Origin of the sequence: Acidovorax sp. HMWF029 (assembly GCF_003060895.1) — a bacterium.
Lineage (GTDB): Bacteria > Pseudomonadota > Gammaproteobacteria > Burkholderiales > Burkholderiaceae_C > Acidovorax.
On the sequence record NZ_QAIH01000151.1, the window covers coordinates 23,156 to 44,444 of the forward strand.

The 21,289-nt window shown below is 65.9% G+C and carries 21 protein-coding genes; 11 read left to right on the forward strand and 10 right to left on the reverse strand.

Going from position 1 to position 21,289, the window contains the following annotated elements; translation table 11 throughout:
• Window position 1: 1 nt before the first annotated feature.
• A complete protein-coding gene (gene phnH, locus DBR12_RS10365; RefSeq protein ID WP_108617166.1) occupies window positions 2-643 on the reverse strand; it encodes a phosphonate C-P lyase system protein PhnH in 642 nt (213 codons plus the stop codon).
• The gene (gene phnG / locus DBR12_RS10370) at window positions 640-1,152 is read right to left on the reverse strand and encodes a phosphonate C-P lyase system protein PhnG (RefSeq protein WP_108617167.1); all 513 of its coding nucleotides are present in this window, start codon (window positions 1,150-1,152) and stop codon (window positions 640-642) included. The genes phnH and phnG overlap by 4 nt, the downstream gene beginning before the upstream one ends.
• Window positions 1,153-1,227: 75 nt before the next feature.
• Here phnG and phnF point away from each other — a divergent pair, with 75 nt between their 5' ends.
• The 5 genes from phnF to DBR12_RS10395 are packed head-to-tail and all read left to right on the forward strand — an operon-like array spanning window position 1,228 to window position 5,017.
• On the forward strand, window positions 1,228-2,010 hold the full coding sequence (gene phnF, locus DBR12_RS10375) for a phosphonate metabolism transcriptional regulator PhnF (protein WP_108617168.1): 783 nt from the start codon (window positions 1,228-1,230) through the stop codon (window positions 2,008-2,010).
• Complete coding sequence (locus DBR12_RS10380; RefSeq protein WP_108617169.1) at window positions 1,997-2,725, forward strand: DUF1045 domain-containing protein; 729 nt, start codon at window positions 1,997-1,999, stop codon at window positions 2,723-2,725. The genes phnF and DBR12_RS10380 overlap by 14 nt, the downstream gene beginning before the upstream one ends.
• Window positions 2,722-3,327, forward strand: a complete 606-nt coding sequence (gene phnN / locus DBR12_RS10385; RefSeq protein WP_108617170.1) for a phosphonate metabolism protein/1,5-bisphosphokinase (PRPP-forming) PhnN — start codon at window positions 2,722-2,724, stop codon at window positions 3,325-3,327. Before DBR12_RS10380 ends, phnN begins: the two co-directional genes overlap by 4 nt.
• A gap of 28 nt (window positions 3,328-3,355) precedes the next feature.
• Window positions 3,356-3,778 carry an arsenate reductase (glutaredoxin) gene (gene arsC, locus DBR12_RS10390; protein ID WP_108617171.1) on the forward strand — a complete coding sequence of 141 codons (423 nt, stop codon included), beginning with the start codon at window positions 3,356-3,358 and terminating at the stop codon, window positions 3,776-3,778.
• Window positions 3,779-3,817: 39 nt separating this feature from the next.
• Window positions 3,818-5,017: an MFS transporter gene (locus DBR12_RS10395; protein ID WP_108617172.1), complete on the forward strand. Its 1,200-nt coding sequence runs from the start codon at window positions 3,818-3,820 to the stop codon at window positions 5,015-5,017.
• 20 nt (window positions 5,018-5,037) lie between these two features.
• Here the strand turns inward: DBR12_RS10395 and DBR12_RS10400 are convergent, their stop codons facing one another.
• Window positions 5,038-5,703 (reverse strand): DNA-3-methyladenine glycosylase I, encoded by a 666-nt coding sequence (locus DBR12_RS10400; RefSeq protein WP_108617173.1) that lies wholly within the window; start codon window positions 5,701-5,703, stop codon window positions 5,038-5,040.
• A gap of 80 nt (window positions 5,704-5,783) precedes the next feature.
• On the opposite strand from DBR12_RS10400, the gene DBR12_RS10405 reads away from it, so the two are divergent.
• From DBR12_RS10405 to DBR12_RS10415, 3 genes are read left to right on the forward strand one after another with little or no spacing between them, the layout of a single operon-like run.
• A complete protein-coding gene (locus tag DBR12_RS10405) occupies window positions 5,784-6,938 on the forward strand; it encodes an aminopeptidase (RefSeq protein ID WP_108617174.1) in 1,155 nt (384 codons plus the stop codon).
• An 11-nt stretch (window positions 6,939-6,949) separates the two neighbouring features.
• Entirely contained in the window at window positions 6,950-7,357 is a 408-nt protein-coding gene (locus DBR12_RS10410; RefSeq protein WP_108617175.1) for a polyhydroxyalkanoic acid system family protein, read from the forward strand.
• Window positions 7,358-7,374: 17 nt separating this feature from the next.
• Window positions 7,375-8,079 carry a nitroreductase gene (locus tag DBR12_RS10415; protein WP_108617176.1) on the forward strand — a complete coding sequence of 235 codons (705 nt, stop codon included), beginning with the start codon at window positions 7,375-7,377 and terminating at the stop codon, window positions 8,077-8,079.
• A 21-nt stretch (window positions 8,080-8,100) separates the two neighbouring features.
• On the opposite strand, the gene DBR12_RS10420 is transcribed toward DBR12_RS10415, so the two are convergent.
• Complete coding sequence (locus tag DBR12_RS10420) at window positions 8,101-9,165, reverse strand: ornithine cyclodeaminase (RefSeq protein ID WP_108617177.1); 1,065 nt, start codon at window positions 9,163-9,165, stop codon at window positions 8,101-8,103.
• A 201-nt stretch (window positions 9,166-9,366) separates the two neighbouring features.
• On the opposite strand from DBR12_RS10420, the gene DBR12_RS10425 reads away from it, so the two are divergent.
• The gene (locus tag DBR12_RS10425) at window positions 9,367-10,287 is read left to right on the forward strand and encodes a hydroxymethylglutaryl-CoA lyase (RefSeq protein WP_108617178.1); all 921 of its coding nucleotides are present in this window, start codon (window positions 9,367-9,369) and stop codon (window positions 10,285-10,287) included.
• Between the two features lie 68 nt (window positions 10,288-10,355).
• On the opposite strand, the gene DBR12_RS10430 is transcribed toward DBR12_RS10425, so the two are convergent.
• Window positions 10,356-10,610, reverse strand: coding sequence for an acyl-CoA-binding protein (locus DBR12_RS10430; protein WP_108617179.1), 255 nt, complete (start codon window positions 10,608-10,610; stop codon window positions 10,356-10,358).
• Window positions 10,611-10,759: 149 nt separating this feature from the next.
• Here DBR12_RS10430 and DBR12_RS10435 point away from each other — a divergent pair, with 149 nt between their 5' ends.
• The gene (locus DBR12_RS10435) at window positions 10,760-12,394 is read left to right on the forward strand and encodes a wax ester/triacylglycerol synthase family O-acyltransferase (protein ID WP_108617180.1); all 1,635 of its coding nucleotides are present in this window, start codon (window positions 10,760-10,762) and stop codon (window positions 12,392-12,394) included.
• Window positions 12,395-13,132: 738 nt separating this feature from the next.
• Here the strand turns inward: DBR12_RS10435 and DBR12_RS10440 are convergent.
• The 4 genes from DBR12_RS10440 to DBR12_RS10455 form a co-directional block, all read right to left on the reverse strand.
• The gene (locus DBR12_RS10440) at window positions 13,133-14,770 is read right to left on the reverse strand and encodes a tannase/feruloyl esterase family alpha/beta hydrolase (RefSeq protein WP_108617181.1); all 1,638 of its coding nucleotides are present in this window, start codon (window positions 14,768-14,770) and stop codon (window positions 13,133-13,135) included.
• A 214-nt stretch (window positions 14,771-14,984) separates the two neighbouring features.
• Window positions 14,985-16,040, reverse strand: coding sequence for a helix-turn-helix transcriptional regulator (locus DBR12_RS10445; protein WP_108617182.1), 1,056 nt, complete (start codon window positions 16,038-16,040; stop codon window positions 14,985-14,987).
• Between the two features lie 157 nt (window positions 16,041-16,197).
• The gene (locus DBR12_RS10450) at window positions 16,198-17,295 is read right to left on the reverse strand and encodes a M14 family metallopeptidase (RefSeq protein WP_108617183.1); all 1,098 of its coding nucleotides are present in this window, start codon (window positions 17,293-17,295) and stop codon (window positions 16,198-16,200) included.
• Window positions 17,296-17,397: 102 nt separating this feature from the next.
• Window positions 17,398-18,609 (reverse strand): M20 aminoacylase family protein, encoded by a 1,212-nt coding sequence (locus DBR12_RS10455; RefSeq protein WP_108617184.1) that lies wholly within the window; start codon window positions 18,607-18,609, stop codon window positions 17,398-17,400.
• Between the two features lie 77 nt (window positions 18,610-18,686).
• Between DBR12_RS10455 and argE the strand changes: the two genes are divergently transcribed.
• Entirely contained in the window at window positions 18,687-19,844 is a 1,158-nt protein-coding gene (gene argE, locus DBR12_RS10460; RefSeq protein ID WP_108617185.1) for an acetylornithine deacetylase, read from the forward strand.
• A 48-nt stretch (window positions 19,845-19,892) separates the two neighbouring features.
• On the opposite strand, the gene DBR12_RS10465 is transcribed toward argE, so the two are convergent.
• Window positions 19,893-21,041: an ABC transporter substrate-binding protein gene (locus DBR12_RS10465; RefSeq protein ID WP_108617186.1), complete on the reverse strand. Its 1,149-nt coding sequence runs from the start codon at window positions 21,039-21,041 to the stop codon at window positions 19,893-19,895.
• Between the last annotated feature and the right edge of the window lie 248 nt (window positions 21,042-21,289).

Consider the following 21,289-nt stretch of genomic DNA (forward strand, 5'->3'; position numbering starts at 1 on the left):
CTCAGACCTCCTGAAGGGCATCTACACCGCGCGTCGCACGCGTTGTGCGCGGCAACCCCACGATGTGGCCCGCCGTTCCCAACAACACATCCACACCACACGGGAACACGGCGTGGTTGGCTGCCCACTGGGCCTCAAAATCGTCAGGCAAACCGTCCACCTGCAATGCCGCCACATCCTGGATGCCTGGTCCGCGCAACTGCCATGCCCCATGGGTGTCTGCAGTGGTTGCGGCGCTACGCGCCACGTCCACCACGCAGGTCGCCGACTGGTCGGGGTAGATGTCACTGCCCTGGTTCAGGCTGTGCAGCGCAGGCAGGGAATCGCCCTGCGCCACCCACACAAATCGGGCGAGCGCGGCGTCGGCCACCAAAGTACAGCCCGTGTGGAAGCGCAGCCACCCCCCCACATCACTGTCCGCCAAGCGTGGCGAGAGCCACAAAGTGCAGTCGCTGTCGAGCAGCGCCAGCAGCACGGCAGCCGATGCGGCATGCCCCACAGCCGGGGTCTGCGCGTCGTGTTCTACCGCCACCGTGCAGCCGGGGTGCGACAGCGCCTGCAGCACGGCGCGGAACACTGCCTGGCTGCCAAAGGCTTCATTCGAGAATCCGGCACCCAAAGATGCCAAAGGGGTCGTGCTCATTCGGCCTCCTCCTCGTTGTCGGAACCGCTCTCGCGCGCCACAGTGAAAAAGTCCACCTTGGTGCTGGCGGCGCGTGCCTGGCGCTCGGCCTGGGTGTGGCGCAGGTAGGCGCGGATGGGCTCCAGTAGTTGGGCGTCCAGCACCGGTTGCTGCGCGGGGTCTTGCAGCAGCGCATCGGCGAGCGCGGCTAGCTGCACCTGGCGGTGCGAGCGGCCCAGCACATAGGCCACGCCCACCGTGGCGTCACCGGCGTCCGATGGGTTCGCCACACGCAACGCACAGCGGGTTACGGAGACCTCGCCCAGATTGAAGCGCTCGCCCGTGCCACCGGCACGGCCCTGCACCATCATCAGACCGGTCTCGGGCGCGCGCAGCCAGCGCGCAGGGCTCGTGGCTTGCTCGTGCAAGGCAGATTCGAGCAGCCCCAGCGGCGCCCGAGCCAGCAGCGCCATCCACTGCGCGCGGGCCAGGGGGCGGTCCGGCCCCGGGTTGTCAAAGGCTTGAAACATGGAAGTGGTACCCTGAAAGTTGTATAGACAAATTGAACAACTGGCGCGAGCTTAAAGAGCGCGCATGTAGGTTTCATGACAGCCAGCACCACCTCTCTATCGCCTGCCTTGCAGGCCCCGCCCGCGCCGTCCTTGCGCCCCGCGCGCGACAGCTTCTGGACGCGCATTGCCGCCGAGTTGGCCGAGGCCATTGGCAGCGGCGTCTATCCGCCCGGCCAGCGCCTGCCCTCGGAACACGCGCTGGCCGAGCAGTTCGGCGTGAACCGCCACACCATCCGCCGCTCGCTCGCCAGCCTGTGCAGCCAGGGGCTGGTGCGCATCACGCAGGGCAGCGGTACCTATGTGGAAGACTTCGCGGTGGACCTGGTGCTGGGCAAGCGCACGCGCCACCAGCAGGGCCTGGCGCAGGCGGGGCTGCGCGGCAGCCTGGTGGTGCTGCAGGCGCAGACCACACGGGCCACGGCTGCTATGGCCAAGGCGTTGCAGGTACCCGCGCGCAGCCCGCTGCTGGCGCTGCGCGTGCGGGGCGACGCCGAGGGCCAGCCCCTGCACATCAGCGAGCGCTACTTTCCCCTGCCCCGCTTCGAGAACCTGGCAGCCGTGGTGCGCGAAACGGGCTCCATCACCGCAGGCTTCACTGCCCACGGCGTGGCCGACTACACACGCAGCGAAAGCCGCATCACCGCCGAGCTGCCAAGCGCCGAAGTGGCTGCACAACTGCGCCAGCCCACGTCGCGCCCGGTGCTGCAGGTAGAGAGCCTGAACGTGGACCTGGCAGGAACGCCCATCGAATGGGCCCGCGCCTGGTTTGCGGGCGACCGCGTAAAACTGACCATTGACCACGATGAACACGCCTGAAAAGCCACCCACCCACCACCGCTATGCGGTCTATTTCGCACCCAACCCTGGCAGCCTGGGCTGGCTGGCAGGTAGCCACTGGCTGGGGCGCTGCGCCGCACTGCTTCAGCCCCTGCAGCAGCTCGCCATTGAAGGCGTTACGGCGGACGACCTGCAACGCCTGACAGCAGCGCCCCGCCGCTATGGCTGGCACGCCACGCTCAAGGCACCGTTTGCCCTGGCGCCCGGCACCGACTGGATCACGCTGCACCAGGCCGTGCAGGCTGTGGCGCGCGGGCTGGAACCTTTCGTACTGCCGCCGCTAAAGGTGCAGCGCATCGACGACTTCCTGGCGCTGGTGCCCCCGGCGTTGCACCCCGCCAATGCACAGATTCAGGAGACCGCCGCCACCTGCGTGACGGCACTGCAGCCCTTGGCCGCACCCTTGTCCAACGCCGACCTCGCCCGGCGCCGCGCGGCCGGGCTCACCGCCCGACAGGACGCACTGCTGCAGCAATGGGGCTACCCGTTTGTGCTGGACGAGTTCCGATTTCACATGTCGCTCACCGGCAGCATGGCGCAGGTGGACGCCCAGACGCAGGCCCTGGTGTTCGATGCCGCGCAGGAGTTCTTCTCAGACCTGCCCACCCTCAAGTTCAACAGCCTGGCCCTGTTTGCTGAGCCCACGCCCGGCGCGGACTTTGTGCTGCTGGACCATCTGGAGATGGGCGCATGACACCAGGCCGCCTGATCTATTGCATGGGCCCCTCGGGTGCGGGCAAGGACAGCTTGCTGGAGTGGTTGCGGGCACACCTGCCCACCCCATGCCCCGTGCACTGGGCGCAGCGCACCATCAGCCGCTCCGCCATGCCGGGCGGCGAAGCGCATGAAAGTGTGTCGCCCGAAGCGTTTGTTGCGTTGCGCTGTGAACAGGCCTTTGCCCTGCACTGGGAGGCCAACGGCCTGGGCTATGGCGTGCGGCATGCGCAACTGGCGCCGCTGGCCCAAGGCCACTGGGTGCTGCTCAACGGCTCGCGCGCCTACCTGCCTGAGGCACTGGCGCTGTTCCCTGACCTCGTCGCGGTGCACATTACCGCCAGCCCCCAGGTGCTGCGCCAGCGACTGCTATCGCGGGGCCGCGAGACCTGTGATGAGGTGGAGGCCCGGGTGCAGCGCGCGCTGGCGTACACACCGCCCCCGGGTGCAGCCAACCTGGAGGTGCACAACGATGGCACGCTGAGCGATGCAGGCCAGCAACTGTTGAACACGCTAGAGCATTTGCCGGGCTGGCCGCTGCACAGTGGCAAACTTTCAAGCCAACAACCTGCCTGTTTGTAAAACATACACAGCGATCACCATAGCCACCATGACCGCCATCACCATCTATCACAACCCCAAATGCGGCACGTCCCGCAACACGCTAGCCATGATCCGCAACAGCGGCGTGGAGCCCGAGGTCATTGAATACCTCAAAAACCCACCCAACCGCACCACGCTGGTGGCGCTGATTGCCGCCACGGGCGAGCCGGTGATCAATGCCGTGCGCACCAAAGAAGCGGTCTTCAGCGAATTGCAACTGAACGCACCTGGCGTCACCGACGCGCAGTTCATCGACGCGATGCTGCAGCACCCCATCCTCATCAACCGCCCCATCGTGGTCACGCCCCTGGGCACGCGGCTGTGCCGCCCGTCCGAGAAGGTGCTGGACATCCTGCCTGCGCCCCAACAAGGCGCCTTCACCAAAGAGGATGGCGAAGTGGTCGTCAACAAGCAAGGCCAGAGTGTCTGAGGCAACCGCACACCCCGGAGCCGTAGCGCACGGCGCCGCATGAGCGCTGCCTCGCAACGCTGGGCCGTGGCGCGCCTGGGCACAGCCCAGACCCTGGCCTGGGCTTCCTCCTATTACCTGCCCGCCATGCTGGCCGCGCCCATGGCGCGCGACCTGGGCTTGGCCACGCCCACCGTGTTCGCTGCGTTTTCGGTGGCGCTCATCGTGTCGGCCCTGCTGGGGCCGTTCGCTGGACGGGCCATTGACCGCCATGGTGGCCGGCCGGTGCTGGTGTGTACCAACCTGCTGTTTGCCGCCAGCCTCGCAGGCATGGCACTGGCGCAGGGCCCGGTGGGACTGTTTGCCGCCTGGGTGCTGATGGGCGTGGCCATGGGTTCGGGCCTGTACGAGGCGGCGTTTGCCACGCTGGTGCGGCTGTATGGCCAGGGCGCGCGCGGCGCCATCACCGGCATCACGTTGATTGCGGGGTTTGCCAGCACTGTGGGCTGGCCGCTGTCGGCCTGGATGGAGACGCAGTGGGGCTGGCGCAGCGCGTGTGCGGGCTGGGCGGCACTGCACCTGCTGGTGGGGGTGCCACTCAACAGCTGGCTACCGCGCATCGCGCCCGAAAAGAATGCCCCAGCCACACCAGAGGCCGCACCCCAAGCCTCCAAAGCACCGCAAGCCACAACGGAATCACCCGCTCCAGACCAGGCACTGCGCACCACCGTACTGCTATCCTTTGTTTTCGCCGTCACCTGGTTCACCAGCACCGCCATGGCGGCCCACCTGCCGCGCCTGCTGCAGGCCAGCGGCACATCACTGCAGGCCGCAGTGGCCCTGGCCGCGCTGGTGGGGCCTGCGCAAGTGGCAGCGCGGCTGCTGGAGTTTGGCTTTCTGCGCCGTCTGCACCCGCTGCTGTCGGCCCAGCTGGCTGCGGCCGCGCACCCCGTGGGCGCGGCCCTGTTGATGGTGGCGGGAGGGCCTGCGGCGGCAGTGTTCACCGTGCTGCATGGTGCGGGCAACGGCATCCTGACCATTGCCAAGGGCACGCTGCCTCTGGTGTTGTTTGGGCCTGCGGGTTACGGCGCTCGCCAGGGCCTGATGATGGTGCCTGCCCGCGTGGCGCAGGCTTTTGCGCCGGTGCTGTTTGGCATGCTGCTGGATGGCACCGGGGCAGCCGCCCTTTGGCTCACCACATTGCTGGGCCTAGCTGCGCTGGCTGCACTGTGGCTGCTGCGGCCCGTGGCGCGGAACTGACCGATCAATCGACCAATCGATCAGCCTCGCGGCACCACAAACGCCTTGCGCGCCGCGAGCGCTGCGGGGCGCGAGTGGCAGCCTTCCAGGTGGTCATTGACCAGACCCATGGCCTGCATGAAGGCATACACCGTGGTCGGGCCCACAAAGCTCCAGCCCCGCTTTTTCAGGTCCTTGGACATGGCAATCGACGCGGGCGACGTGGACAGGGTGCGCGCCACTTCGCGCGTGATGCGCTCGGGCCGGTCGGCTGCGGCAGGTTCGTAGCGCCAGGCATAGTGCGCCAGCGAGCCGAACTCGCGCTTGAGCTCCAGCACACGCTGCGCGTTGTTGATGGTGGATTCGATCTTGCCCCGGTGGCGCACGATGGCCGCGTCCTGCACCAGGCGCTCAACATCGGCGGGGCCGAAGGCTGCGACCTGCTCGGCGTCGAAGTTCGCGAACGCGGCGCGGAAGCCCTCGCGCTTGTTCAGGATGGTGAGCCAGCTCAGGCCCGACTGGAAGCCCTCCAGGCAGATCTTCTCGAACAGCCTTCGCTCGTCTGCCACCGGAAAGCCCCACTCGGTATCGTGGTAGTGGCGGTAGAGCGGCGTGGCCTGGCACCAGGTGCAGCGTGGGCAACCGGCTTCGTCGGCGAACAGGCCTTCAGGCAGGTCGGGGGTTGTTTCAGCGGTCATGCGCAGCATTCTAGAAACGGCTGCGACCAGACTGCTGACAGTCCGTCAACTCGTCAGCGCGTGGCCTGATCTGCCCATAAACTGCCCGCATGCGCCAGCCTATCACCCGCCTGCGAGCCGTGCCCACCCTGCTCACCTGCCTTGCCCTGGCTGGCTGCGCCAGCACCACAGGCCCCTCCAACGCGTTGGGCTACTACTGGCAATCGCTGCGCGGGCACCTGCAGATCATGCACGCTGCAGAGCCCATCGACGCCTGGGTAGCGCGCCCAGACATCTCGCCCGCCCTGCGCGATCGCCTGCGGCTGGCGCAGCGCGCGCGGGCCTTTGCAGTGACCGAACTTGGCCTGCCCGACAACGCCAGCTACCGCCGCTATGCCGACCTGAAACGCCCCGCCGCCGTGTGGAACGTGGTGGCCGCACCGCCCTATTCGCTGACACTGCACACCTGGTGCTTCCCGGTGACGGGCTGCATCGGCTACCGGGGCTACTTCACCGAAGCTGCGGCCCAGGCCGAGGCCGCCGAGCTGGCGGCACAGGGCCTGGAGGTGGAGGTATACGGCGTGCCCGCCTACTCCACGCTGGGCTACATGAACTGGGCGGGGGGCGATCCGCTGCTGTCCACCTTCATCGCCTGGCCCGAGGGCGACTTTGTGCGCCTGCTGTTCCACGAGCTGGCGCACCAGGTGGTTTATGCCAAGGACGACACCCTCTTCAACGAATCCTTTGCCACGGCGGTCGAGCGCATCGGCGTGGCGCAGTGGCTAGCCACGCAGTCCACCCCCGCCGCGCGCGAGGCCTATGCCACCAGCGAGGCACGGCGCGGCGCCTTCCGCACCCTGACACGCACCACACGCGCCCATCTGGCTACCATTTATGAACAAAAAGAGGCCTCTGCGCGCGACGGCAAAGGGCTAACAGCTATCAAAATCGAAGCGATGCAGCGTTTTCGGGCGGACTATGCCGCGCTGCGCGAACGCTGGCTGCAGCCACAGGGCGCCGCCGCACCCCAGATCACCACCGCCCAGGTGGCGGGGTACGACCGCTGGGTGGCTCAGGCCAACAACGCCAGCTTTGCCGCCCAGGCCGCCTACGACGAACTGGTGCCTGCGTTCGAAGCTCTGTTCGAACGCGAGGGCAGCGACTGGCCCCGGTTTTATGATGCCGTACGACAACTGACTCAGCAGCCCCAGCCACAACGCCACGAGGCCTTGCGCGCACTGCAACCTTCCGAGAAGAAGCCCTAAGGAGACAACCCATGCCTGACATCCACATCCATCGCGACCACCACCTGGGCTTCAAGGAGGCCCGCAAAGTGGCCTTTTCCTGGGCTGAAAAAGCCGAAGAGAAGTTCGATATGGAATGCACCTACGAAGAAGGTGACACCGAAGACCTGCTGACCTTCACCCGCACGGGCGTGAAAGGCACGCTGCTGGTGGATGCCCACCAGTTCGAGATGAAGGCCCAGCTGGGCTTTTTGCTGGGCGCCTTCAAGGACCGCATCGAGGCCGAGATTGGCGAACAACTGGACGCACTGCTCAATGCCCCTCGCCCCGGCGCCAAGAAGCCCGCAGCCGACAAGAAGAAACAGGCGGCAGACGCGGATGCCAGCAAGCCAGCCCCCAAAGCATCGGCCAAGCCCGCAGCCAAGACCAAGAAGGCCTAGCCGTCCGGGCCACCGCCATGACATCCCCCACGAACGAGGCTACCGCCTACAGCCCGGCGTTTGACACCCTCTCCACGCTGCTCCACACCCGCTACAGCTGTCGCGCCTTTCTGCCCGATCCACTGCCGCGCAGCACCATCGAAGCCATCCTGGCCACCGCGCAGCGCACGGCCTCGTGGTGCAACGCGCAGCCCTGGCAGCTCACCATTGCCAGCGGCGCCACACTGGAGCGCCTGCGCAGTGCCCTGGAAGCCCACATGGCCGCCGCCGCCCCTGCGCCCGACCTGCCCTGGCCGCGCGAATACCGGGGGGTGTACCAGGAGCGGCGGCGTGAATGCGGCTGGGGCCTGTACGAGGCCCTGGGCATTGCCAAGGGCGACCGCGAAGCCTCGGCCCAACAGGCGGCGCAGAACTTCACCATGTTCGGCGCACCCCATGTGGCCATCGTCACCAGCGACGAGGCACTGGGTGTGTACGGCGCGGTGGACTGCGGCGCCTACGTGAGCAATTTCATGCTCGCCGCGCACAGCCTGGGCGTGGGCTCCATCGCGCAGGCGGCACTTGCGTCCTACCCCAGCGTGCTGCGCGAGGTGCTGGGCATTGGCGAGGACCGCAGCATCGTCTGCGGCATCTCTTTTGGCATGGTCGCCCCCGCGCACCCGGCCAACCATTTCCGCACCACACGCGCTGATCCGGCCAGCAGTGTGGTGTGGCGAGACTGAGAAGGTGTGACAGGACAGACGTCAGGCAGCAGCGCGCAGCAAAGGGTTGCGCGTGCCCAGCAGCCCGAACAGGTTCTTGGGGTCTGACATCTTCGGAATGAGTTCGATGGGTTGGCCAACGCCCAGCCCGGTGGCCGTATCGCGCAAGAAGCGCAGCGCAGAAAAGTCCTCCAGCGCAAACCCCACGGAGTCGAACACCGTCACTGCGGTATCGCTGGCGCGCCCGCCGTGCCGGCCTGCCAGCACCTCCCACAGCTCGGTCACCGCAAAGTCAGGCGGCAGCTGCTGGATGTCGCCTTCGATGCGCGTCTGCGGTGCGTATTCCACAAACACCTGGGCCTGGCGCAGCACGTCGGCATGCAACTCCGTCTTGCCGGGGCAGTCGCCGCCCACCGCGTTGATGTGCATGCCGGGCGCGAGCATGTCGGGGGTGAGGATTGTGGCGTTGGTCTTGTCGGCCGTCACGGTGGTCACGATGTCGGCACTGCGCACAGCCTCGGCCGTGCTGGTGCAGGCCACGGTGCGCAGGCCCGTCGTACCGTGCAGGTTGGCCTGCAACTTGGCGGTCGCAGCCGGGTCGGTGTCGAACAGCCGCACGGTGGTTATACCGAGCAGGTGGTGAAACGCCAGCGCCTGGAATTCGCTCTGTGCGCCGTTGCCGATCAGTGCCATGGTGCGAGCACCGGGGCGGGCCAGGGCACGCGCTGCCACTGCCGACATGGCGGCGGTGCGAAGGGCGGTGGTGAGCGTGAGTTCGCTCAACAGCAGCGGCGCGCCCGTGGCCACATCGGCCAGCACGCCAAACGCCATCACCGTCGGCAGGCCCCTGCGCGTGTTCTTGGGGTGGCCGTTGACGTACTTGAACGCATAGGTCTGGTCATCGGCAATGGGCATGAGTTCGATCACGCCGTCGCGCGAGTGGCTGGCCGCACGTGCGGATTTGTCGAACGCGCCCCAGCGCAGAAAGTCGGCCTGGATGTAGTCGGCAATGCCGCGCAGGCAAGCCTCGACGCCTTTGCGCTGCACCATGTCGATGACATCGGGTGCGCTGAGGTACAGGGTGGAAAAGTGATGCGGGGCAGCCATGGTGTTTGTCTCCGGATGCGATTGAATGCGCCTCCTGGCAGTGTCCCGAAGCGCAAAAACAATAGGAATCGCCCAAACCGCCTCGTATTGCAGGGCGATTTGCCGGTATGGCAGCCAAAATTGCCACTTTGTTCAAAACCTCCAAGGCTGCGCACGGCGCAGCTCGCGCGCTATCCTCTGCGGCTTCATTCGCCCCGCACCATGATGCCCCCAGAAATCCTCATCAGCGAAGTCGGCCCGCGCGACGGCCTGCAGTCCGTGAAAGCCACCATGCCCACCGCCGACAAACTGCGCTGGATCGACACTCTGGTAGCTGCCGGGCTGCGCGAGATCGAAGTGGGCTCGTTCGTGCCCGCACGCCTGTTGCCCCAGATGGCCGACGTGGCCGAGGTGGTGCGCCACGCCCTCACCCACCCCGGCATCACCGTGATGGCCCTGGCGCCCAACCTGCGCGGCGCTGAGGCGGCGCTGGCGGCCGGGGTGCACAAGGTCACCCTGCCGGTGTCGGCAAGTGCCGCCCATTCGCTGGCCAATGTGCGCAAGACACGCGAGGCCATGGTCGAAGAGGTGCGCGCCGTTGCACAACTGCGCGACACGCAGGCGCCCGGCGTGCTGGTGGAGGTGGGACTGTCCACCGCCTTTGGCTGCACGCTGCAAGGCGAGGTGCCCGAGGACGACGTGATCTGGCTGGCTGGTTTGTGCGCCAAGGCAGGCGCGGACGAAGTGGGCTTGTCGGACACCACCGGCATGGCCAACCCGGCGCAGGTGCGCCGCCTGTTCACGCGCCTGCGCGCCGAACTGGGTGCCAAGGCTGGGGCCGCCCACATGCACAACACGCGGGGCCTGGGCCTGGCCAATTGCCTGGCGGCCTACGACGTGGGGGTGCGCACGTTTGATGCGTCGCTGGGCGGCCTGGGCGGTTGCCCCTATGCGCCGGGCGCCTCGGGCAATGTGGTGACGGAAGACCTGGTGTTCATGTTCGAGGCCATGGGCATCACCACGGGTGTGAACCTGGAACTGTTGATGGCTGCACGTGCGCCGCTGTTGGCGGGGCTACCGGGCGAGCCGGTCTATGGAATGACGCCCGAAGCGGGGCTGCCCAAGGGGTGGGTTCAACGTTAGACAGCCCTTCCTGCGGCTCAAAGAAAAAGGCGACCGAGGTCGCCTTTTTCTTTGGGGTCACCGCCGTATCAGCTCAGGGAAGTGATCAGATCCACGTACTGCTGCTTGGCCTCGTCGGCGGCCGTGCCCTTGAGCTTTTCCCAGGCGTCCCACTTGGCGCGGCCCACCATGTCGGAGAAGCTAGGCTTCTTCTCGGTGTTGTCGCCTGCAGTGGCCTGCTTGTACAGCGCGTAGATCTTGAGCAGCGTGGCGTTGTCGGGACGCTCGCTCAGGTTCTTGGAATTGGCCACGGCGGCTTCGAAGGTGGCGTTGAGGTCGGCCATGTCGGTGTGCTCCTTGAAATGTTGGGGGAAGGGAAAGAACGGTGTCGGCAACGGTTTGCTGCGTTGTATCTTACGGGCTGAGCATGGCCCGGGGCCGCTCAATCCATAGAGGCAAGCCCCCAAAAAATCAAACAATAGGTGTACATCTGATGGTGACCCGCATCCCAGCCCCCAGCAAAGCCGCGCCTGGCAGTGACCAGAACCCATTGCGCACAGTGCGCGCCCAGGCACCCAAGGTTGCACGCAAGGCCGCCCAGGCCTTGCCCCCCGCAGCCCGCAAAGCCGCCACGGTGGTGCAGAAAAACGTGCGCCGCGCCGCCACCGGCATGCTGGGCCTGTCGGGCGAACGCATGAGCAAGGTCGATACTGCCTGGCTGCGCATGGACTCGGCCAGCAACCTGATGATGATCAACGGCGTGTGGACCCTCTCGCCCGGTATCACCTGGGAGGCCCTGTGTGAGCGCGTGCAGCAGCGCCTGCTGCAGTACCCGCGCTTTCGCCAGCGTGTGCTGGAAGACGCGGCAGGCGCCACCTGGGTAGAGGACCGAAACTTTGACATCGCTGCCCATGTGTTGCGCGAGAAGTTACTCCACAAAAAAGGCCACAGCATGCAGCGCGCACTGCAGGATCGGGTAGGCGAGCTCGCCATGCAGCCGCTCGACACCCGCCGACCGCTGTGGCAAATGCACCTGATCGAAGACTTTGTGGGCGACGACGGAGAGAAGGGCAGTGCGCTCATCGTGCGCATCCACCACTGCATTGCCGACGGCATAGCGCTCATATCGGTAACCATGTCACTGGTCGATGGCGGCTCCGAGCCCCCCAAGCGCAAACCCCGCGCAGGCAAGGATGGTGCGACAGCCGAGGACTGGATTGCCGACGCACTCATCAAGCCCTTTACCGGCCTCACCGTAAAGGCTCTGGACCTGGCGGGTGACAGCGCCGCGAAGTCGTTGCAGATGCTGGGCGACCCGGAAAAAGCGATGCACCACGGGCTGGCCGGTACCATGGACATGGCGCGTGTGGCCTACCAGCTGGTGAGCGACGCGGCCGCGCTGGCACTCATGCCGGACGACTCACCCACGCGCCTGAAGGGCCAGCCGGGCAGCGCCAAGCGCGTGGCCTGGTGCCCCCCCATCCCGCTGGAGGAGGTCAAGGCCATCGGCAAGGCACTCAACTGCTCCATCAACGATGTGCTGCTGTCCTGCGTGGCCGGCGCCATCGGCGGCTACCTGCGCAGCCAAGGCGACGACCCCACGGGCCAGGAGATTCGCGCCATGATCCCGGTGAATCTGCGCCCCATGGAAGAGGCATGGAAACTGGGCAACCGCTTTGGCCTGGTGCCTCTGGTGCTGCCGATTGGCGTGGCCAACCCTGTCGAGCGCGTGTACGAAGTGCGCAGGCGCATGAACGCGCTCAAGGGCAGCACCCAGCCCATCCTGGCGTTTGCCATGCTGGCCGTGGCAGGCCTGATGATCAAGCCCGCGCAGGACGCACTGCTCAACCTCTTTGGTCGCAAGACCACGGCGGTGATGACCAACGTACCCGGCCCCAAGGAGCAGCTCACGCTGTGTGGCTCGCGCGTCACGCAATGCATGTTCTGGGTGCCGCAGTCGGGCGACATCGGCCTGGGGGTCTCCATCCTGAGCTACGGCGGCGGCGTGCAGTTTGGCGTGATCACCGACACCACGTTGTGCCCGGAGCCGCAGCAGATCATCGACGCGTTTGCGCCCGAGTTCGACCAGCTGTCGCTGCTTACGCTGATGCTGCCTTGGGGAACATAGCCCCACGGACCACGATGGCGGCGACTTCAGCGGAGGGCCCGCGCATGCACAACACGGGGCGATCCGGCACCAGAAGATCGATCGGCCATCGCCCGCTGCAAGCACAGGCCAATCATTGCAGCCCTTGTGAACGTCTCAACCACAACCCGGCGCTTCACAGGGACGGGAGAAACGTCTCTTTGCGGCCATATCTCTGACGCTGTCACGACTTTGGTTTCATCATGGCCTTGATACCCAAAGCTTTGAAGAGCAGGCCGTCAAAAGCCCGGTCAGTGAGCAGTTGACCGATGCGCCACAGCGGGTCCAGGGGATGACGACTTCGTGGGTCACTTCTGCGTGGAAATCAACATGCCCATGCCATGCGCGCTTGGCCCTGGATGATGCCGTAAGCTTGGCCGCTGCAGCGGGCATGGACCGCTTCGTCGCCGTGTTGAACCAGTCGCAGGGCAAGGCGACACCATCGTCCCAGCCACACCCATCCACGGTGGCAGCCGCAAGCACGCGGTCGCTCGCGCCAACCTGCTCGGTCTGATCACCCGATAGCGGGACTACTGGGCCCCCAAGCACTTTTTCGGGACACATCCATAGCGTGCAACCGCGACACTGCACAGCCCCAGCCTCCCTACATCACCAGCGCGGACAGATCAGTGCAGATGGAGGGGACGCCGGGGTTGTCATCCGAGACCATCGCAGGCAAGGGGGGGCGCACCTTACAGCCCCCTTGCCCGGGCTGACTATTCAGGTCGCCGAGCAGGTAAAGCTCTCTGCCTTGCTCACGTCGCCCGTTCCGTTGTAGCGCGGGAATTTCGGAAACTCGCACACCGGGCGCTGGGCTATGGGCGTGCGGGTGCCAGGTGCAAACTGTGTGGCGATCAACTTGTCAGGCGCGTTGCCCTTTTCTACCCAGGCATCCAACGCGGCCAGCAGGTCCATCGACAGCGGATCGGTGCCGGGGCCGTCCAGGTTGTGCCCCACCGAGGGCGAGGTGAGCATGCGGGCAAAGCCTTGCACCTTGCTTGCGCCCAGGCGCTGCTTCACCGTATCGAAATACTCGGCGGTGCGGTACAACGACACGCAGGTGTCCGACAGGCCATACCAGATCAGCAGCTTGCCGCCCTTGTCGGCAAAAGCAGAGATATCGGGGTCGATGCCGTCGATCATCTGCGCCAGGCGCAGGTACTGCGCGGCGTACTGGGTGGGGTCGTGGCGCAAGATGTCGGCCGTGGGGTTGCCCTCGACCACGCGCGCAGCCTCGGTCACGGCCATGTGGTTGAAGGATTCGCGCGCCTCGAAGCTGGGGCCGAACATGTACGACTCCCAGTCCGATGTGGCAGCGCCACCCCGACCAAAACGCGGGTAACCCACGGCACCGCGCGACAGAGTCACAGGGGTCTTATGGTCACTGTAGATACGGCGGATGGTCTCAACCTGTCCAGCCGTCAGGCAGCTGTCGCTGTCGGCACCTTTGCACAGCAGGTCGGTGGGCACGTAATTGCAGGCCTCGACGTTGCCGATGATCCCGTCCTTGAGGCCATCCAGACCGTCGCAGGCTGCCGTTTCTGCCTTGGCATACAGCGCCACCTTGGCGGGGCTGAGCCAGTTGTCACGGCTCTTGAAGATGTGCTGGATCACGTTGGGCCCCAGGTTGACCTGGTGCGCCTGCTGGCTGATGGCGGGCTCCATGGCCACCACGCCATCGTAGTCCTGCGGGTACTTTTGCGTGGAGATCAGGCCCGATCGCCCGCCGTTGGAATGGCCCATGTGGTAGCGCCGCACCGGGCGCTTTCCGTAGAACTCCGTCGCGATCGCCGTGCCCACTTCGAGCACGAAGTGGTTGGCATCGAACGCATGGTTGCGCAGCGCCACATCGTTCTTGGCCCATTCAAAGCCCCGGCTCTGGTGGCCAGAGTCAGAACTGATCTTCACATACGGGTTGGCCGATGGGCCGACCAATTGCTGGTACCACGGGTCATCGGTGGGAATAAAGCCATCGAGCCCACCGCCGCCGATGGTGAGTGTCTTGCCATTCCACTGCGCCAGCGTGGGCAGCTCTACCGCCCACTGGATGGTGGAGTCGGGCGACGACACGATCTGACCGCGCACGATGCAGACATCAGGCAGCGTGCCCTCGGCCTTGCGCAGTTCGGTGCGCGTTATCTTGGCGCCATGGGGCAAGGCGGTTGAAGTGTAGGCGGCGCAGGCTTCGGCCAGCGGCTTACTGGCCAGGGGCGCGGGGGCATCGTTGCCGCCGCATGCGGTCAGCGCGATGGCGGCAATGGTGCCCAGACCGCTCAGGGAGCGGGTGGCCCATCGCCCGGCGGTGCGCGCGGCACGATCGGTGGGCGCCAGCGCGGCATAGGAAGGTGTCGGGAACATGCGGAAAGTCTCCTGTGGTGGTGTTTTTTTCAGGAGCCCTGGATTGGCGGCAAGGTGTGCGCCGAAACCCCTTGGCTCCGACGCGAACGATAGAAAAAGAAGGCGCCACTGCAGCCTCTGCAAATGCAGAGGGGGCGGGAAACTACCAAGCCAACGCGGCAGCAGGCGCCATGAGGGCGTGCAGGCCGAATGCGTGCCCTGCACGCACTGCGCGCTACGTGTTGCGCAGCGCGGCCACCAGCTCCAGCTTGTTACGCACACCCAGGGCTGCGTAGGCGGTGCGCAGGTAGGTGCGCACCGTGGCGGGTGTGAGGCCCAACGTAGCGGCAATGTCTTTGTACGACTGCCCCTGGGCGTAGAGCATGGCGGCGCTCAGCTCGCGCGGGGCAAGAGGCTGCTTGTGGCGATCCGAAGCCATGCTCAGCGCCACCAGCGGGCCGCAGGGCTCCAGTCGCAGGCGGCAGGCTTTGCCCAAGGCCAGGGTACAGGGCGCGCCGGGCAGGGCCTGCACCACGGCAGCGGGCAGGCGGGTGCCGGTCCACTGCGGGCAGGCCGCACGCAAGGCCTGGCTGATCCGCAGGCCAGAAAACAGCAGCTCGCCCGTGGGCTGAGCGAGCGCAAAGCTGTCCCACGGGCGGCGGGGCGAATCGTTTTGCAGCCGCTGCAGCCGGTGGTGCCAGTGCTGAAGCAGGTGCACCACAAACTCGCCGAACAGGACGGTTTCGGCATCGGTGAATTCAGTGCGCGTGCGCGGGCGATAGACCGAGACAAAAAACATCAGTCCGCTGTGCGGCAGCTCGGCCGTGAGGGCCATGCAGTGGTACAGGCCATGGCGCTCGGCGAAGGCCATCACCTGCGGGTTTTCGGGCAACGCGCCCGCCACATCGCGCTCGCGTATCACCTCTCCCAACCGGCTAATGGACTGCTGCGCAAAGTCGTCCACCGCCGACAGGGCATTCCATTCGTCGGCAAAACCCCGGGCCAAGCCGATGCTGCCGTGCAGCCAGTTGCGCGGCGCCCCTTGCGCATGGACGCCCTGGCTGAAACCGCCGTCTACCTCGCCACCAGGCTCGCCCGCCGACACCTCGCCCCACCAGGCCGAATCAAAAGGCACTAGCCCGCGCAGCGTCTGCAGCGCCTGGTGCAGCAGGTCTTGCGGAGGTGCCTGCTGGGCCTGTACGGACAACCGCAGCAGGCTGCGGCTGAGTGCGCGCAGCGGGTCGGCTGACGCCGCCTGGGGGGCATGGGGTGCCTGGGCTGCCAAGGCCATGGTGTCTCCTGGTTTTTTTGGGGCGATGGTAGCTGCAGCGTCGCAGCCACCTGCCCCATGCACCGCGTGCCCCGGTAGACAATTACTATGATTTAAGGAGCTAACAATCCTTTATAGAAGCGCGGAAACGGCCATTTATATATGGATTTTCAGCCCTTCAACCCACCAATCCATCCACCGCCTGGAACATCGACTGCCGTGCCTGGCTGACGATCTGGCCCTTCCACACATCGGTGTCGGTATAGAAGGCAGCCAGCATCTGCGCCTTGATCTGTGCGGCCTTGTCAGCGGGCGTCTCGGGGTGCAGGTTAAGCCACTGCTCCGCGCGAATGGCGTTCATCACGTCGAGCACGGGCACAGTGCCGTACTCCATGGCGATGCCGGTGTACTCGGCATGGGGGCACTCGTCGTAGATCGCGGTCCACATCAGCCCGGTGAGGAAGGCCGAGGTGGACGAGCCGTCGTAGATCGACGTGACCGGCGTGGCGCCACCGCCGTCCCACCAGGCGCGCGCACGGGCCACGGCCACGGCGTCGTCATTGCCGGCGTAGATGCGTTCGCCATGGCCGCTGGGGCCCAGCCCGGTGTGCAGGTCGATCCAGGCAATGTGCGATGCGCCTGCACCGTGCTGGCGCAGCACCTGGCGCAGCGTGCGGTTGCTCCAGGTGGGCTCGGTGCCACCAAAGAAGATGCCTTGCGGAAACTCGTGCTGCCCCTGCGAGATGGCGGCTTGCCACGCGGCCTCGCCCTTGGTAGAGATGTACTGCTGCACAGCGGCCAAGTTCTCGGGGCCCGGGGGCCATTGCTCGGGCAGCAGCAGGGGCTGCACCTCGCGGTAGGCAGTGTTCACGGGCAGGGGCTTTGAAAAGTCCTGGAAGTTGCGGTTCAGGTCCACGTTCTCGTGCGTGAAGCGGCGCACATGCGAGAAGCCATACGGGTTGAGTGCATGGACGTAAAGCGTGGCCACGCCCGCCGCATGCGCCTTGTCCCGCCACTCCTGATCGTGCAGCGCAAACACCTGCACGCCGCTGCCGCAATAGCCTTCCACACCATGGCAGGCGCTGCTCACGATGAGCAGCTTTTTGGCATCCGCCGGGCCGTCGCGCACCACATCCATCGCCAGGTCTTCACCGTCACGGCCCTTGAGCGGGTGGGCGTGCGATTCGATGGGCAGGCCAGCTGCGGCGGCGGCCTCCAGAAACTTCGTGCGGGCCTCCGCATAACTGGGCGAAAAGGCGTGAGCAATACCGATCATGGACAAGGGCTTTCGGAGAGATTCAACAAGAAAGAAGCCCGGGGACGCACCATGGGCGCCCGGGGCGTGTAAGACAGGGTAGTCAGCGCACCAGCAAGCCGCTCACGCGGCTCGGGCGGGCTGGGCCAGCCAGGCTTCGGCCAGCTTGACCCAATAAGTCGCGCCCAGCGGGATCAGGTCGTCGTTGAAGTCGTAGCTGGGGTTGTGCAGCATGCAGGGGCCGCCGCCGTGGCCCATCTCGCGGTGGGCGCCGTCGCCGTTGGCGATGAAGCAGTAGGCGCCAGGTTTGGCCTGCAGCATGAAGGCGAAGTCTTCGGCACCCATGGTGGGCTCCTGCGCCAGCACGTTGGATTCGCCCACGATGCTGACCATGACCTGGCGCGCAAATTCGGCCTCGGGGGCCGAGTTGACGGTAGGCGGGTAGTTGCGCACAAACTCGAATTCACACACGGCGTCATGGGCGGCGCAGGTGTGCTCGGCAATCTGCTGCATGCGTTTTTCGATCAGGTCCAGCACCTCGAGCGTGAAGGTGCGCACCGTGCCCTGCAACTCGCAGCTGTCGGGCACCACGTTGGTGGCTTCGCCAGCGTGGATCATGGTGACCGAAATTACGCCCGCATCCACCGGCTTCTTGTTGCGGGTGATGATGGTCTGGAAGGCCTGCACCATCTGGCAGGCAATCGGCACCGGGTCGATGCCGTTGTGCGGCAGCGCGGCATGGCTGCCCTTGCCCCGGATGGTGACCTTGAACTCGTTGCTCGACGCCATCACCGGGCCGGGGCTCACGGCAAACTGGCCCACAGGCATGCCGGGCCAGTTGTGCATGCCGTACACGGCCTCCATGGGGAACTGCTCGAACAGGCCGTCCTTGATCATCTCGCGCGCACCGCCGCCGCCCTCCTCCGCTGGCTGGAAGATCAGGTACACGGTGCCGTCGAAATTGCGGTGCTTGGCAAAGTGCTGGGCTGCAGCCAGCAGCATGGCCACATGGCCGTCGTGGCCACAGGCGTGCATCTTGCCCGGGTGTTGGCTGGCATGGGCGAAGGTGTTGAACTCCTGCATGGGCAGCGCGTCGATGTCGGCGCGCAGGCCAATCGCACGGCCATTGGCGCCACCATCGCGCCCCTTCACGATGCCCACCACGCCCGTGGTGCCCATGCCGCGGTGGATGGGAATGCCCCATTCGGTGAGCTTGCCCGCCACCACATCGGCGGTGCGCACTTCTTCAAAGCACAGCTCGGGGTGGGCGTGAATGTCCCGGCGCACCGCTGCAATACTGGCGGCCTGGGTGACGATGGAGTCAATAACGTTCATGATATGTGTCCTTACGATCTCACAGTCTAGCCCGGGAGCAACACAGGTGCCAACCCGGGTTATTCGCTAGCCACGCCATGATTTCTGCCCACGCCCTCGAACTTGCGCAAACCCTGGTGCGCATGAACACCGTCAGCCACCACTCCAACCTGGAACTGATCCATTTCATCCGAGACCACCTGGCCAAGCTCGGCGTGAAAAGCCGCCTGACCTTCAACGCGGACAAGACCAAGGCCAACCTCTTTGCTACGCTGGGCGAAGGCAAGTCAGCGGGTGTGATCCTCTCAGGCCACACCGACACCGTGCCGTGGGACGGCCAGGACTGGACCATGGACCCTCTCAGCGCTCTGGTCAAGGAAGGCAACCTGTACGGGCGCGGCAGCGCCGACATGAAAGCCTTCATCGGCATTGCCGTGTCGCACGCCGAGCAGTTCCTGAACAGCGAAGCACCTTTCGCCATCCACCTGGCATTCAGCTACGACGAAGAGGTCGGCTGCTTTGGCGTGAAGGAGCTGATCGCCGACCTGCGCGACGCGAGCATCAAGCCCCTGGCCTGTATCGTGGGAGAACCCACCAGCATGATCCCCGCCATTGCGCACAAGGGCGTGTACCGCTACAAGTGCTGCGTGCGTGGCAAAGAGGCGCATTCCTCCCTCACACCCCACTCGGTCAACGCCATCGAGATGGCCGCCCGCGTGGTGGGGCGTGTGCGCGACATGGCGGAAGACTTTGAGAAGAACGAGCCCCGCTTCGAGGGTTTTGACGTGCCGTTTTCGACCAGCAGCGTGGGCCAGTTCCATGGCGGCATTGCCGACAACGTGGTGCCGCGCGACGCCGAGTTCCGCTACGAGTTCCGCGACCTGCCCACGGCCAACGCGGCGCAGATGCAGTCCGAGGTGGTGGCCTACGCCAAGTCGCTGGAGCCTGCGATGAAGAAGGTGGCGCCCGCAGCGGGCTTCGAGTTCGAGACGATTTGCGAAATCCCGAGCTTCCTGGGCAGCAAGGACGACCCGGTGACGCGCCTGGCACAAGAGCTGTCGGGCGAAAAAGGCACCACCCTGGTGGCCTTTGGTACCGAGGCAGGCCTGTTCAAGAACGCGGGCATCTCCACCGTGGTGTGCGGCCCCGGCAGCATCCAGCAAGCACACCAGCCCGACGAATATGTGAGCCTGGAACAATTGGGCCGTTGCGAGGCGTTCATGCAAGGGCTGGCACGAACGCGCACGCTGGGCTGATCGCGTCTGAGCGACGGGGGCCTGCGAGCGCCAGTCGCCGGACCGGGGTCAGGTCCTGACCCGGCCATCCCCGGTCAGCATCGACATCTCCACAAACTTCGACGCCGCGTGGCTGGTGGCGCTGAACGACACCGGAAAGCCCGAGATCACCTGGCTGCCAATGGACTCGGTGCCGGTGATGAAGCTCTCGCGCGTGACCTTGCCGCTGGCCTGGGCCTGGCGCAGGCCCTCGGTGAACACACGGGCGGCCACGTAACCTTCCATGCTGGAGTAATTGGCCTGCACCTTGTCGCCACCTTTCTTGATGGCCTCCAGAAACTCGCGCGTGATCTGGCGCGAAGGCTGGTAGGGCGAGGGCACGACCTGCGACACCACCACACCGGCGCCGTCCTTGCCCAGCTCGTCGGCCAGCGCCTGCGTGCCCACAAACGACACGTTGTAGAACGTGCCGCCAAACCCCGCCTTGCGCGCCGCACGCACGAACGCGGCAGCCGAGGCATAGGCCGTGATCTGCACGATGGCGTCGGGCATGGCGGGCACGAGCTTGTCCACGGCCGCCTTCACGTCCACCGAGTTGCGCTCCACCGTGGCCGTGGCCACGGGGGTGAGCTTGAGTTCGGTGAGGGCCTTCGTCACCCCGTCCAGCCCGGCCTTGCCGTAGGCATCGTTCTGGTGGAACACCGCAATCTTCTTGAGCCCCAGGTTGGTGAGCTGGCGCACGATGAGCGCGGTTTCGTCGTAGTAAGAGGCACGCACATGGAAGATGAGCCGGTTGAACGGCTGGCGCAGCGCCTCGGCCCCGGTGAAGGGCCCAAAAAATGGCACCTTGGCCTGGTTGAACAGCGGCAATGCCGCCAGGCTGGTGGGGGTGCCTATGTAGCCAAACAGTGCAAACACGTCGTCGGCAATCAGCTTCCTGGTGTTCTCGGCGCAGCGGTCGGGCTCGTAGCCATCGTCCAGCGTGCGGATCTCGACCATGCGTTTGCCCACGCCGCCCTGGGCATTGAGCTGGTCGAAGAACAGCCTGGCGCCCTGGTTGAACTGCACGCCCAGCTGTGCCGCCGGGCCGGTGAAGGCCGCCGACTGGCCCAGCACGATGCGGCCTTCGCCCTGCGCCCTGGCCAGGTGAAAGCCCCCCAGCGCAGCCGCCCCCAGGCCCACGGAAAACTGTCTGCGCCCCAGTGCCATTTGCTTCATGGTGAAATCCTGCTCTCTCTGCTGTGAATCGAGGGCGATCCCTCTGCGCTGCCGGTAGGCAGCCTCTATGGCCCGGCTCCAAGGGTATGCACGCCGGTTCCAACCCCGATGGCAGTTTAACGATCAGCCCGCATATGTCCACGCCTTCCGCCGCCAATCCTATTCAAACCACCCCCATTCAGGTGCGCGGCGCCTGCCCGCACGACTGCCCCGACACCTGCGCGCTGCTGACCACGGTGGACGAACAC